Source organism: Paraburkholderia sp. J76 (genome assembly GCF_905220295.1).
In the GTDB taxonomy this organism is placed as follows: domain Bacteria; phylum Pseudomonadota; class Gammaproteobacteria; order Burkholderiales; family Burkholderiaceae; genus Paraburkholderia.
Map to the genome: position 1 here is coordinate 52,310 of NZ_CAJMZJ010000007.1, position 12,630 is coordinate 64,939.

Here is a 12,630-nt window from a genome sequence, read left to right on the forward strand (position 1 = left end):
ATTCGGTTTGTTGGCCTGACAGATACCTGCCTTGGCCTTATAGCACGCCGGTAAAACGATTGCGATCCGGCGATCCGCTGATTCCGCCAAGGCGCAAGACGAACGCCGCGCCTGAAATCAAGCCTTGCCGCGCCGGCCGCGGGCAATTTCTTCTCCGGCATTCGCGGGCAAACGCATCGTCACCGGAATCGACGCCACCGAAAAAAGCCCGACCACGAGAAACGCCGGCCAGAAGTCGGACCACACGATGGTCGAATGCCCTTGCACGCGATGCGAAATCTGCAACACGAGACCCGCAATCGTCACGCCGAGGCCGAGCGACACCTGCTGGATCACGCTAGCCACGCTGGTGGCGCGGCCGATGTCGCGCGTCGGAATATCGGCGTAGGCGAGCGAATTGAGGCCTGTGAATTGCAGCGAAGGAAAGATGCCGCCCGCGAGCACGATGACCCAGATGAGCCACACCGGCATGCCTGGCGAAAACGAGCCGCATATCGCGATGGCCGTGCCCGCGAGCGCCGCGTTCACCATGAGCGTGCGGCGAAAGCCAAAGCGCCCGAGCACGCGCGAAACAATCGCCTTCATGAAAATCGAGCCGAACGCCGAAGCGCAAGTGATGGCGCCCGAAGCGAACGCCGTCATGCCGAGCCCTTCCTGCAGCGTGAGCGGTAACAAAAAAGGCACGGCGCCGAGCCCGATGCGAAACAGCGAGCCGCCCGCCACGCTCGCATTGAACGTGGGGATGCGCAGAAATTTCAGATCGAGCACGGGCCGCTCGACTCGTTGCGCATACAACCAGTAGGCGCCCAGCAGCAACGCGCCGATCACGCACATCGTCACCGCCGTGCCGGTGGCGACCAATTCGCCGCCCACGAGCGAAAGGCCCAGCATGAAGAGCGACGCCCCGCCCGCGGAAAGCACGAAGCCGGCCCAGTCGAGCCGCCCCGGATGCTCCTCATGCATGTTCGCGATATGCCGGTTCGCGAGCCAGATGCCGAGCACGCCGATGGGAATGTTGATGAAGAAAATCAGCCGCCAGTGCAGATACGTGGTGATGAACCCGCCGAGCGGCGGCCCCACGACTGGCCCGAGCAGCGCCGGCACGGTGAGATAGTTGACGGCGCGAATGAAGTCCGACTTCGGCAGCGAGCGGAAGATGATGATGCGGCCCACCGGCACCATCATCGCGCCGCCGATGCCCTGCACGAAACGCGCGGCCACGAACATCTCGAGCGAGCGCGAGGCCGCGCACAACAGCGACCCCGCCATGAAGATGCCGATGGCCGTGCGAAACACGTTGCGCGAACCGAAACGGTCGGCCACCCAGCCGCAGATCGGGATGAACACGCCCAGCCCGATCACGTAGCTCGTGACGGCCAGCTTGAGTGTGATGGGGTCCTGGCCGAGATCGCGGGCCAGTGCGGGGAGCGACGTGACGATGACCGTCCCGTCCACGTTCTCCATGAACATCGAGCACGCGACAATGAGCGGAACGATGAATGTGCCGAGGGCTAATGGCATGGGCAACGACAATCAGCGTGGCTGACGGCGTAAAGCTGCCATTATGGCGCTTGTTGCGGAAAACGGGAACCCGGCAACAGATGAAGCGGCGCGCTTTTGCACGCACGGCGCGGGAAGCCAGGGCCCGCGCAAAAGCAAAAGCCGCGAAGCCCGCCGCCGCACTCAGGCGGCGACAGACCTCGCGGCCTGAATAACGGTATCGGCGCCGATGCGCCTCAAACAGCGGTCTGCTTCACGCGGCTCACCACCGGACGCAGTTGCGGCAGCACCTGCTCAGCAGCGCGCATCACGTCATTGGGGAAGTCGATTTCGATCCACGGCGCGCCGGTCACATCCGCGGTTTCGAACTCGCTGCCGCGTTCGAGCAGCAGATCGCGCAGCGCTTCTTCGTGAGGCAGGTTCGCGCGGCCCGTATCGACATAACCTTCGACGATCTGCGCGAAGCGGCGCGCCGTCGCTTCGTTCAGGCGGAAAAAGCCCACCGACTCGCCGATCGTGTCGTATTGCAGACCCACCGCGAGTTGCTTGCGCAGTTCGACGGGCACGCCATCGCGCAGACACAGCTTCACGGGCTCGTCGCCGGCTTCGAAGTCGCGATCGATCAGCAGACGGTTGGCCGGCGCCTCGCCCGCCACGAGCGGCGCGAACACGCGCTCGTCGTAAAGCACGTCGGCGTCCATGAGCAGCACGTCGCCGCCGCGCGTGAGCGCCCCGGCCGTGCGATGCACCGTGAGCACGCTGCCCAGGTCGAAGCGCGGGTTCATCACGACCTCGACCTTGTGCGGCCAGTTGATGCGCTTGAGTTCGGCCTCGACCAGTTCAGGCTGGAAACCGAGCGCGAGCACGACTTCCGTCACGCCCGCCTCTTCCAGCAATTGCAGATGGCGTTCGAGCAGCGTTACGCCCTCGAACTGCAGCAGACATTTCGGAAACTGTTCTCCAGCTCGTTGCTGAAGGCGCAGGCCGAGGCCTGCCGCGAGAATGATGGCGCGCATGCGCAAACGTTCCTTGGGAGAAAAAGGTCAATCGGCGACTTCGACAGCACAGACGCGCGAGGCACGCCGGCGTTGCCAGCTACGTTCGCTGAAATGCAGATACAGAAGGCCCGGCAAGCCGAGCACGATTTCACGCGCGCGCTTGGCGAGCGAGAGCGCGAGCGCCGCCTCGGGCGGCAGGCCGACGAGCGGCGCGAGCAGCAGATAACCGCCCTCTTGCACGCCCAGCGAGCCAGGAATGGCGAAGGCCGCGCCGCGAATGGCCTGGCCGATGCTCTCCAGCAGCAGCGCATCGACCCAGCCTACGGGATGGCCGAGAAAGCGCAGCGCGAGCCACACTTCCACGGTGCCCACGAGCCAGCCCGCGAGGCTCAACGCGAAGCTTGCGGCCACGCGGCCGCCCTGGGCGTAAAGCGACTTCACGGCCGCGTCGATGGCGTCGGCGCGCGTGGCAAGCGTCGACCAGTCGCGCTTGCCGAACATCTTCGAGGCGAGGCGCAGCAGGCGGCCGAACAGGCCGCGGCGCTGCGCGGCATAGAACAGCGCGATCATGCCGCCGAGCACGACAGTGGCGATGAGCGCGGCGACGCCGAGATCGCGCGGCGCGCCATTCGCGGCGTAGGCCGAAAAAAGTACGATGCCGAACACGGCGAAAACGATCTGCGCCACGGCCTGCAGCGTGGTGCTCACGGTGATGGCGGCCGCGGCGTCGCGCATCGACATGCCGCGTTGCGCGAGTTGACGAGCCATGGCCACCGGGCCGCCGATCTGGCCAGCGGGCAAGAGGCTGTTGACCGATTCCCCGCTCCAGCGCACGAGCAGCGCATCACGCTGATCGATGCGCTCGCCTTTGCCGAAGAGCACGGCGATCGCTCCCGCGTCGAGCGCGAGCGGCACGACATGGAACGCCGCCACGAGCGCGAGCCCCCAGCCGGCGGCCGCGAGCGCGCCCGTCACCGAGCCGAGGCCCTGCCAGGCGAGCAGCGCGACGAAGAGCGCCGTGCCGATAGACAGCAGCAGGATGGCAGCCCGGCTCACGCCTTGCCTCCCAACGCTTTGCGGAACACCTGGCGAAAACCGAAGTACGCAATGGCGTCTTTCATGTTCGAGATGAAACGACGCCACGGACGCATGTTCGGGTTCGTCACGTATTCGAGCGTGAGCGAAACACGCATTTCGCCTTCGAGGCTCGGCGTGACGCGATGGCGAAGCTTGTCGCCGTCGAACACGATCAGCGCGCCCGGCGGGTACTGCACCGAGCCTGGTTCGTCGGCCTTGTTCGGGTCTTTCGTGTGCAGTTCGTAGTCGAGCTTGCACGACGACTCGTCGATCACGCCGAGCAGCACCGTATAGCGGCGGCCGTCGTAATACGAGGTGTCGTAGTGCCAGCCGATATGGTCGCCCGCGCGCGTGTAGTAATAGAGCGCGTAGGCGTGCGGATCGTCTTCGGGCGAAAGCTGCAGACGGTCGCCCGTGATCTTTTCGAGCCACGCGATCAGTTGCGGCGAGCGGTAAAGCTCGGCGATGTACGGCGCGAGACGATCGAGGGTGTGCCGGCTCACGCTGCCGCCCGCCTTGTGGCCCGGCAGATAGTTGCGATTGACTTCGGGAAGCAGCGCATTGGCCGCATCGATCAACTGTTGCGTGGCGTCGGCGGGCAGGAAATCGGAGAGATACAGAAACGAGCCCTGGCGCTCGTAGTCGTCGCGCAGGCGCGCGGTGTTCAACGGTTGCAGCGCCCGGGCGATCGCGCTGTCCGGCGCGCCGGGCGCGGCGCCCGAGACGCGCGCCGCCGTGGGGACGGGAGGCGCTACAACCGGTTCTTGTTCTGCTTGCAAGCTCATCTGCTGCTCCACACCTGACGGGTTTCCTTGGCGGGGCGCAGGCGGCGCGTCACGCGCACATAGTCGAGCACCACCCAGATGGCGAACAACGGCGCCCCGATCGAAGCCGCGATGATGAATGGCGACACGACGCCCGTCAGCGTGACAAGGGGTAGCAGATACAGCACATCTTCGGTCTCGAACCCGCCGGCGAACGCCTGCTGCGTGCCTGCCTTGCCGGCCATTTCCTCGATGCGCATGCGCAGGTAAAAAATCACGGCGACCGCAATGCCGGCCACGCCGCCGAGCACGGCTGGGGGCACGCGCCAATCGGCGCCCGAGTGGGCCGCCACGGCGCCGAGGCCATAGCCCATGCCAAGGAACAACAGGACGGTCACGAGCGCATCGGCCGCGAGATCGTAGAAATGTCCGATCCGGCTGGTTTTGCCGCTGATGCGGGCCAGTTCGCCGTCGGTATGATCAACAAAATTCGACAATACGATCAGAAATGCGCCAATATTGACGTGGAGAAAGTCTCCACGCGCGAGATAAAGGCCGCCGGCCACGCCGATCAGGAGTCGCAGCGTGGTCAGATGATTCGGGGTAACGCGGGTAGGGACAAGCGGAGTGACGAGCCAACGCGCCGCGCGAGCGTCCCACGTGCGCGGTAGTGGCACCGCTTTGGGCGCCGTTTTTACAGGTTTATCTTTTTCGGTCATAACCGCGCAATATATACGCCTTCCAGAAAACTTGCAGGTTTTCTGACGCTTGCACCATTTTAACTTGTCGTACTGTAAATCCAAGCGCCAGTTGGCTCCCTGCGGCGCTGCAAGCGGCGTCTGCCGAACACGCGTAGAGTGCAACCCTCGCGCTGCTCCACGCATGATGCGCATGCCCCATTCCGGCTCCAGCGCACGCACTTTCGCCACGCATGCAATGAAACGCCTTACCTTTGCCGCCTTTTTTCTCGCTGCCCTGACGCTTCTCGCCGGCAACGTCCGCGCCGCCGCCATCGACGACTCGCTGACCTGCAGCGAGTCCGCGCACGACTTCATCTCGGGATTGATCGCGCAAAACCTGATCGATCCTAAACCCATGAGGGTCGAAAGCAATTCGATCAACGCATTCTGGCCCGCGCATGGCCAGCGCATGACGGCATACGGTTTCAGCGTGTTCGCCGTGGTCGGTTTCCAGAAGGACGACCCGCTTTTCAGGTCCGGCGCCGGCACGCCTATCGCTCCTTCCGCCTACGGGGCCGTGGTGGTCGGCACCCAGGCCAAGGTCCAGGCGGCGCTCACGGCGGCTGGCAACAACGCCATCGTCCATCATGCCGGTCCGCTATTGACGGCGATCTTCTGCAAGCAGGAGTGAGCGGGCGGCTCCGGTATTGACTCCGGTACTTACTCGATACGCCCGAAGCCGCCTTCGGCCCAATTCTCGGCGCGCGCTTTCGTAAGCTTGAAGCTGGGAGCAACGCGCGCTTGCGCCAGTTGCACGCCGAACGCATCGATTGCGCTGACGAGCGCATAGGGCTCGTACTCGTCCGGAACGATGTCGAGTGTCACGTCCACATCGCCATCGGCGGTCTGCACGCTCACGCGCTTGTGCAACAGGGCGCGCAATTGCTGCTCGTGCCGGCGCAGCACCTCGGAAGCAGTCTTTACGAGCGTGTTGAACGCCGATGTATCGAGCGGCTTGGGGTTCTTCTTGTCACGGCCCATGGTCCACGGGCCGACCAGCGCCGGCTCCGGCTCTCCGTCCTTGATCATTTCAACGGCCCAGCCGTCGTCGTCCTCGTTCTTGATTACGCGCGCGGTCCAGCCGTCCTTGCGCCACAGGCGCGCTTCCTGGATGACTTCGGCCTCGGCGGCGTCATCGGCGGGGAAATCGGGATCGGTTGCGGGGGAGGAATCGGTCATGGCGGGGCTTTCGTCGGGTTCTGCGCGGGACTTGCCCGTCGCGGGGCAAGGGCAAGATTCTACCCGGATCGGGCCGCGCGTCGGGCGCCACGTCCCTCTATCAGATGGCCAGGATTATTCCGCCGCCAACGCCGAAAATCGCTCGGCGATTTTAATCATGCATGTTTCGCAAGCAAAAAAACGCGGCCCGAAAGCCGCGCAAAACAGATGAAAAAGACCACCCTTGGTCGAGGGCTGAAGAAATTGTAGCGCCGCACGGCGCGTGTGTTCAGCCCGGGATCTGGAAGAGTACCTTTCACTAAACGACGACAATCAACCTTGACTCGCTTACATCGATTAACGCGAGTCGCGAGAAATGATGAGCGCGTTATTGCGGCGCATTGCGGCGATCCGGGCGAAAGCTGTTGCATCTTTTTACGTCTGCGTGGCCCTTGATTCAGATCAGGCTGCGTATACTCTCGCTGGCCAGATCCGCTGCTTCGCTACCGACACGCCGCTTATGAAAACACTCACGCTCCGACTTCTCGCCGCCACCCCGCTCGCCCTCCTCGCCGCGTGTGGATCGACACCGCCCTCCAGCACCGCTTCGAACGGCGAAACGATGATCTACGCTTCGTCGGCGCGTTCGGCGTCGTCGGTTGCGAGTTGCCTCGAAGACCGCTTGCCGCACGTGCATACTTCGCGAGACGGCGACACGACCGAACTGAGCGTGGGTTCGCGCTCGGACGCGTCGTACTTCGTCACGCTCACCGCGAACGGCCACGGCTCGGTCATTCGCGTGACCCATGGCGCTTCGGCATCGAACGATCCGCCTGAAGAGGAACTGCGCTTCGACGTGGCGCGCTGCGCGACCTGACGAGCGAGCGCGTCGCGCGAGCGTCGCTCGCGCCGCGCCTCGCACGCGCCTCTGTCATAACGGCGGCACATCTGCGAAGATTGCGCCCCCTTCGACTTCGCAACGCACAGCTTCATGGCATCAGGCACCGCACATCACGCGACGGGTTGGGCCGCAGGCGTCATCGCCGCCGCAATCGTCACGCACCAGGGCGCCGATAGCGCCTGGCATCTTTACGCGGCGCTCGCGTTCGCGGCGGGTGTCGCGGGCGGATCGGCGCCGGACTGGCTGGAAGTTGCATGGTGGCGCAAGAAGCGGCGGCTCTGGATCACGCATCGAACGCTCACGCACTGGGGCGTCGCGTGGATCGCATTGCTCGTATGGTCGTATCACAAGCTCGGGCACACGCCGATCGCGGCACCCGCGTTCGGCTTCGCTTGCGGAGGCGTGATCCACCTGTTCGCCGACTGGCCCAATCCGCTTGGCGTGCCGTGGATCTTTCAGCGCCATTCGCTGAACTGGTGGCGCAGCGGCCGTTGCGACCTGGTCGTCGTCGCCGCGTCATGGGTCGCCGCGTGGTTTTTCGCCGTGCATGGCGTGCCGCACGACTGGTCGCTCGCGCCGTTGCGGCGGCTCGTTTGATTGATGCGGGTTCCCAGCGAATCGCTAATACATTCTCGATTGCGCAATATCGATGTGTTTGCTATCGGGAATGAAAGTTTATTAACGAGTGAATAGCCACAAAAATAAAAACGGCGTCCCCGTAAAGGACGCCGCTCCTAAATCGCTTCACGCGTTATTCAGGCGTTCTGCTCGCACTCCGCGCGGGCCATGCGGTAGCCGATAATCAGCCCGGCGTCATACGCCGATTCCAGCGCGCGGCCAATATCCTCCGCGCTCACGAGGTGCGCGTCGGCGGTAGGCTTCCCGGTCAATTCGAAGCTCTCGATCCCGAGCGTTCTTCGCGAGATAGCCAGCAATAATTCGAGTCGTTCGTCGTCCATTTCGCCTTCTCCACTTGACCTACATCATCTGACTACAATGATAAATATCAAATTCCATGTAGGCCGCGACGCATGGCCGCATTTTGAACCAACGCTCTAATATCAGCCCCATAAAATCTTTAAAATTTGTCAAATTAATTTTTAAATATCTTTAAATCGAATCGTTTTAAGCAAAAATTAATAGGGCATTAATAGATGATGGTGTGTCCCTATCGCGCCGCCGACGCCGCGCCGCCAGCCTGCGTTGGCCGTTCGGCCAGGATTTCGCGCGGCCAACCGTTTGATATGATCGGTAACAGATCGCGCGGCCCAACTGGGCTTTTCGTCAGTCTTCGAACATAGCCCCATGGACTCCACGCTCACCCCATCCGCCAGCACGGCGACCACCGACCTCGGCCGCCGCGTGCGCGCCGCGCGCGTCGCCCAGGATCTGACGCTCGATACGGCCAGCCGGCTATGCGGCGTCTCGCGCTCGACCTTGTCGAAAGTCGAAAACGGGCTGATGTCGCCCACTTTCGACGTGCTGCAAAAGATCGTCGGCGGACTCAGGATCGACCTGGCCGAATTGTTCGGCACGCCGCCCAGGCTCAGTGCGGGCGGCCGCCGCGCGCTCACGCGCAACGGCGCGGGTCAGCGTCATGCCTATCGCGGCTATCAAATGGAACTGCTCGCCACCGATCTCGCGCATAAGGCCATGCTGCCGTTTCGCATCCGCATCACCGCGCATTCGCTCGATGCTTTCGACGACTGGGGCCGCCACGAGGGCGAAGAGTTTCTGTATGTGATCAGCGGCAGCGTATGCCTGTATTCGGAGCTTTACGCGCCCACCTGCCTGGAAGCCGGCGACAGCCTCTACTTCGACAGCCGCACCGGCCACGCGGCCATCTCGACAAGCGAGGAAGACGCCGAAGTGTTATGGATGGCCACGAGCGCACGCCTGCCTGGCGTCGCGCCGGAGACTACGTCGAGGTCGCGCGCGAAGGCGAAGCTAGCGGCCGGCTGAATATGTGGCAGGGCTTCCTGCAACCTGACTAGGCGGGGGGCCCCATACCTCAATCCTTCCCGGCAGGCGCGCGCCGCTTCCGTCGCGCGGCGGCGCCATCCGGCAGCACTTCGCGCTCGCGCGCCGCACGCCGCACGGCTTCGATCAGGGCGCGACCGGCAGGCGTGGGCTGCGTGTCGGTGCGCTGGATCAGCCCCACCGGCTCTTCGCCGCCCGCCGAAGGCAGCGGCAGCCGCACCAGCGTGCCGCGCCGAAGGTCGTACTCGACAGCGCCCGCGGGCACGAACCACACGGCGTCGTTCTGGAGCGCGAGCGCGCGTCCCACCGAAACCGAAAGCAGCTCGACGAACGCCGACAGCGGCAGCGCGCCCCACGCAGCGAGCAGGCTGTCCGCCGCCTGGCGGATCAACGTGCCGAACGGCGGCAGCACGAGTGGAAACGACGCGAGTTGCGCGGGCAACCCCGCACCCTGTGCGAGAGGATGCCCCGCGCGCACCACCACGGCGAGCGGCTCGTTGTACAACTGCTCGAAGCTCAGGCCCACCATGCGTTCCGGGTCGGCGAGCCGCCCCACCGCGAAGCTGACCGCGCCGGTCTTGAGCCGTTCGAGCAGTTCGGTGTTGGCCCCCGTGACCAGGCGCACGCTCACGCGCGGCCATTGCTCGCCGAAGTGACGCAGCGCGCCCGGCAGCAAAGCCGTCGCCACCGTGGGCAGCACCCCGATATCGAGCGTCGCGGTCACGGCGCCTTCGTCGCGCGCGAGCAAGGCCACGCCCTGACGCAGCGCGCTCACGCAGGCGCTCGCATGCGGCATGAAAAGCTGTCCCTCGCGCGTAGGGACCGCGCCGTGCCGCCCGCGCTCGAACAGCTTCACGCCCAGCACCAGTTCCAGCTCGGCGATCGTCTTCGACACAGCGGGTTGTGTGACCGAAAGACTTTCGGCGGCCTGCTGCACGCTGCCCATCTGCGCAACGGCAAGGAAGCATTGGAGATGGCGGAATTTGACGCGTCCGTCCGCGAGCCGGTTTTGCATAACGATTCGTTATACGAGATGCGAAAAAACATCATTTTGCATAACTTTTCGCTTTGGATAAAGTGGCGGCATCGGCTCGCACCGCCAACCGCTGCCGGCGACGGGCCCTTCCCCCAATAATCCCACTCAGGAGACACCCATGGCCGAGTCCATCCTGTCGCCGCGCGACTTCGACTCGCATCCCGCGTACGTTTATCCGCCGTACCGTTCGTCGGTCAAACGCGGCCCCACGCTCCCACTCATCCCCCTGAAGGAAAAGCTGCGCAATCAGCACGCGCCCGTGTACGGCGCCGACGATCTCGGCGCGCTCGATCACGACCTCACGCGCAACGCGGCGAAGAACGGCGCGCCGCTCGGCGAGCGCATCATCGTGACGGGCCGCGTGCTCGACGAAGGCGGCAAGCCGGTGCGCAACACGCTGGTCGAAATCTGGCAGGCCAACGCCGCGGGCCGCTACGTCCACAAGCAGGACCAGCACGACGCCCCGCTCGACCCCAATTTCCTCGGCGCGGGCCGCGCGATCACCGACAACGACGGCCGCTATCGCTTCCTCACGATCAAGCCGGGCGCCTACCCCTGGGGCAATCACCCGAACGCGTGGCGGCCGAATCACATTCACTTCTCGCTGTTCGGCGACTACTTCGGCTCGCGTCTCGTCACGCAGATGTACTTCCCCGGCGACCCGCTGCTCGCGTTCGACCCGATCTACCAGGGCACGCCCGAAGACGCACGCGAGCGCATGATTTCGCGCTTCTCGCTCGACACCACCGAAGAAGGCTTCGCACTCGGCTACGAATTCGACATCGTGCTGCGCGGCCCGAACCAAACCCCCACGGAGCGTTGAACCATGGCACTCAAGGAAACGCCCTCGCAAACGGTCGGCCCGTATTTCGCCTACGGCCTGTGCCCGCAGCAATACGACTTCGATTTCAAGAGCCTCTTCACGGCCAACGTAGTCGGGCCTGAAACGCCGGGCGAGCACATTACGCTGATCGGCCGCGTGATCGACGGCGACGGCAACCCGGTATTCGATGCGATGCTCGAGTTTTCGCAGGTCGATGCGAGCGGCCGCTATCCGGCTTCGCGCGAGGCCATCGCGAAAGACGGCTTCCGCGGTTTCGCGCGCGTGGGTACGGGCACGGACGCGCAGCGCCGCTTCATCGTGCACACGGTTAAGCCGGGCGTCGAGACCGCCGGCGAGGCGCCGCACCTGAACGTGATCGTGATGATGCGCGGGATGCTCACGCACACCTTTACGCGCATCTATTTCGAAGACGAAGCCGCCGCCAACGCCGAAGATCCGGTGCTCTCCTCCGTGCCCGCATCGCGCCGCGACACGCTCATCGCGCGTCGCAGCGAGCAGGCCGGCAGCATCGTCTACACGTTCGACATCCGCATGCAGGGCGAACAGGAAACGGTGTTCTTCGACCTGTAACGCATCGACGGATGCGCGAACGGAATCGCGCGGACTTTCACGCGGCTTTCATGAACCGGCCCTACGATCGTGCCGCTGCGATCCGATCGCGGAACTCCGAGTTGTACCTTGTGAAGCCTGCCATGCGCAGGCTTCTTTTTTTGCATGCTGCCAATGCTTGCGGGCCGTGCCGCGCGCCTAGCCGAGCGGCCGCACGCCGATCAGCAACGCATGCAGCCAGAAGGCGAACACCGCCCAGACCACGAGCCCGACCACGACGACGATCGCATCGCGCGAAACCTGTCCCGGCGGATAGACGACTCCGGCCTCGCGATCGCGCCGGTTCTCCCCCCGCAGTTCGAACAACGCCCAGAACAGAAAAACCGCGAAGAGAATAATGTCGTTGAGCGTGCCGTTGGCGAGCAGATGCGCGAACGCCCAAAGCGCGACGCCGCTCACGAACGGCTGGCCGAGCGCGCGCTTGAAGTGATTGCCCGGCACATAAGCCGCGACGATAAAGATGAATGCGATGGCGGTGAGGAGCGCCGTGACATGCGCCATCCAGAACGGCGGCATCCAGATCGGCACCGGATAGCGGCGTGACAGCCCGTAGCCATAGACGATCAGGACGAAGCCCAGGATCGAAAGCAACGCAAACGCGCCTCGCCAGGCGCGCGGACCGAGGCGCTCGATCTGCGCGGCGCGCCAGGGCCCCGCCACGATGCGGATCGAATGGACGCCAATGAAAATCACGAGGCCCAGCACGAGTATCGCCATCACAACCTCCCTGCCGAAGCAAGAATGGAATGGGCGAGATTGTCGCGCAGCTTGATCGCGTGGCCAACCGGAGTTTTCAAAAAAGCTGACTAATTACGCGCGCGGAAATGCCAACAAAACACGATGCGTAAATCATTGCGCGCCTAAACCGGCTCGCACTTTAGAAGTGCGCAATTAAAACCGTGCTCACGCCGAAAGGCATTTTAAAACTATGCAGAATAATACCGGGCGCCGCGCCAATGCGCGGGCTCTGCGGCTTGCGCCGCGAACGATCGGGCGAACCCACGGGCGGTCGAACGGCAACGC

The 12,630-nt window shown here is 64.1% G+C and carries 16 protein-coding genes; 7 read left to right on the forward strand and 9 right to left on the reverse strand.

Features of this window, described 5'->3' with window-relative positions; genetic code table 11:
- Positions 1–117: 117 nt before the first annotated feature.
- The 5 genes from U5768_RS15220 to U5768_RS15240 form a co-directional block, all read right to left on the reverse strand.
- Positions 118–1,521: an MFS transporter gene (locus U5768_RS15220; RefSeq protein ID WP_322031236.1), complete on the reverse strand. Its 1,404-nt coding sequence runs from the start codon at positions 1,519–1,521 to the stop codon at positions 118–120.
- A 215-nt stretch (positions 1,522–1,736) separates the two neighbouring features.
- Positions 1,737–2,516: a phosphocholine cytidylyltransferase family protein gene (locus tag U5768_RS15225; RefSeq protein WP_322031237.1), complete on the reverse strand. Its 780-nt coding sequence runs from the start codon at positions 2,514–2,516 to the stop codon at positions 1,737–1,739.
- 27 nt (positions 2,517–2,543) lie between these two features.
- On the reverse strand, positions 2,544–3,554 hold the full coding sequence (locus U5768_RS15230) for a flippase-like domain-containing protein (RefSeq protein WP_322031238.1): 1,011 nt from the start codon (positions 3,552–3,554) through the stop codon (positions 2,544–2,546).
- Positions 3,551–4,360, reverse strand: coding sequence for a 2OG-Fe(II) oxygenase (locus U5768_RS15235; RefSeq protein WP_322031239.1), 810 nt, complete (start codon positions 4,358–4,360; stop codon positions 3,551–3,553). The genes U5768_RS15230 and U5768_RS15235 overlap by 4 nt, the downstream gene beginning before the upstream one ends.
- Complete coding sequence (locus U5768_RS15240) at positions 4,357–5,058, reverse strand: CDP-alcohol phosphatidyltransferase family protein (RefSeq protein ID WP_322031240.1); 702 nt, start codon at positions 5,056–5,058, stop codon at positions 4,357–4,359. Before U5768_RS15240 ends, U5768_RS15235 begins: the two co-directional genes overlap by 4 nt.
- A gap of 217 nt (positions 5,059–5,275) precedes the next feature.
- Between U5768_RS15240 and U5768_RS15245 the strand changes: the two genes are divergently transcribed.
- Entirely contained in the window at positions 5,276–5,710 is a 435-nt protein-coding gene (locus tag U5768_RS15245) for a hypothetical protein (RefSeq protein WP_322031241.1), read from the forward strand.
- Between the two features lie 29 nt (positions 5,711–5,739).
- On the opposite strand, the gene U5768_RS15250 is transcribed toward U5768_RS15245, so the two are convergent.
- On the reverse strand, positions 5,740–6,258 hold the full coding sequence (locus U5768_RS15250; RefSeq protein WP_322031242.1) for a hypothetical protein: 519 nt from the start codon (positions 6,256–6,258) through the stop codon (positions 5,740–5,742).
- Here U5768_RS15250 and U5768_RS15255 point away from each other — a divergent pair.
- The 3 genes from U5768_RS15255 (at position 6,257) to U5768_RS15265 (ending at position 7,735) form a co-directional block, all read left to right on the forward strand.
- Positions 6,257–6,469, forward strand: a complete 213-nt coding sequence (locus U5768_RS15255; RefSeq protein WP_322031243.1) for a hypothetical protein — start codon at positions 6,257–6,259, stop codon at positions 6,467–6,469. The two genes, U5768_RS15250 and U5768_RS15255, sit on opposite strands and share 2 nt — an antisense overlap.
- A 288-nt stretch (positions 6,470–6,757) precedes the next feature.
- Positions 6,758–7,114 carry a sugar ABC transporter ATPase gene (locus U5768_RS15260; RefSeq protein ID WP_322031244.1) on the forward strand — a complete coding sequence of 119 codons (357 nt, stop codon included), beginning with the start codon at positions 6,758–6,760 and terminating at the stop codon, positions 7,112–7,114.
- Between the two features lie 114 nt (positions 7,115–7,228).
- Positions 7,229–7,735 carry a metal-dependent hydrolase gene (locus U5768_RS15265; protein ID WP_322031245.1) on the forward strand — a complete coding sequence of 169 codons (507 nt, stop codon included), beginning with the start codon at positions 7,229–7,231 and terminating at the stop codon, positions 7,733–7,735.
- 158 nt (positions 7,736–7,893) lie between these two features.
- On the opposite strand, the gene U5768_RS15270 is transcribed toward U5768_RS15265, so the two are convergent.
- Positions 7,894–8,097, reverse strand: a complete 204-nt coding sequence (locus U5768_RS15270) for a DUF6900 domain-containing protein (protein WP_322031246.1) — start codon at positions 8,095–8,097, stop codon at positions 7,894–7,896.
- Positions 8,098–8,443: 346 nt separating this feature from the next.
- On the opposite strand from U5768_RS15270, the gene U5768_RS15275 reads away from it, so the two are divergent.
- The gene (locus tag U5768_RS15275) at positions 8,444–9,100 is read left to right on the forward strand and encodes an XRE family transcriptional regulator (RefSeq protein ID WP_322031247.1); all 657 of its coding nucleotides are present in this window, start codon (positions 8,444–8,446) and stop codon (positions 9,098–9,100) included.
- A gap of 49 nt (positions 9,101–9,149) precedes the next feature.
- Here U5768_RS15275 and pcaQ read toward each other — a convergent pair whose 3' ends face one another.
- Positions 9,150–10,133 (reverse strand): pca operon transcription factor PcaQ, encoded by a 984-nt coding sequence (gene pcaQ / locus U5768_RS15280; protein WP_322031248.1) that lies wholly within the window; start codon positions 10,131–10,133, stop codon positions 9,150–9,152.
- Positions 10,134–10,272: 139 nt separating this feature from the next.
- Here pcaQ and pcaH point away from each other — a divergent pair, with 139 nt between their 5' ends.
- Positions 10,273–10,977: a protocatechuate 3,4-dioxygenase subunit beta gene (gene pcaH / locus U5768_RS15285; protein WP_322031249.1), complete on the forward strand. Its 705-nt coding sequence runs from the start codon at positions 10,273–10,275 to the stop codon at positions 10,975–10,977.
- A 3-nt stretch (positions 10,978–10,980) separates the two neighbouring features.
- Positions 10,981–11,568 (forward strand): protocatechuate 3,4-dioxygenase subunit alpha, encoded by a 588-nt coding sequence (gene pcaG / locus U5768_RS15290; protein ID WP_322031250.1) that lies wholly within the window; start codon positions 10,981–10,983, stop codon positions 11,566–11,568.
- Positions 11,569–11,745: 177 nt separating this feature from the next.
- Here pcaG and U5768_RS15295 read toward each other — a convergent pair whose 3' ends face one another.
- Positions 11,746–12,324 carry an NnrU family protein gene (locus U5768_RS15295; protein WP_322031251.1) on the reverse strand — a complete coding sequence of 193 codons (579 nt, stop codon included), beginning with the start codon at positions 12,322–12,324 and terminating at the stop codon, positions 11,746–11,748.
- Between the last annotated feature and the right edge of the window lie 306 nt (positions 12,325–12,630).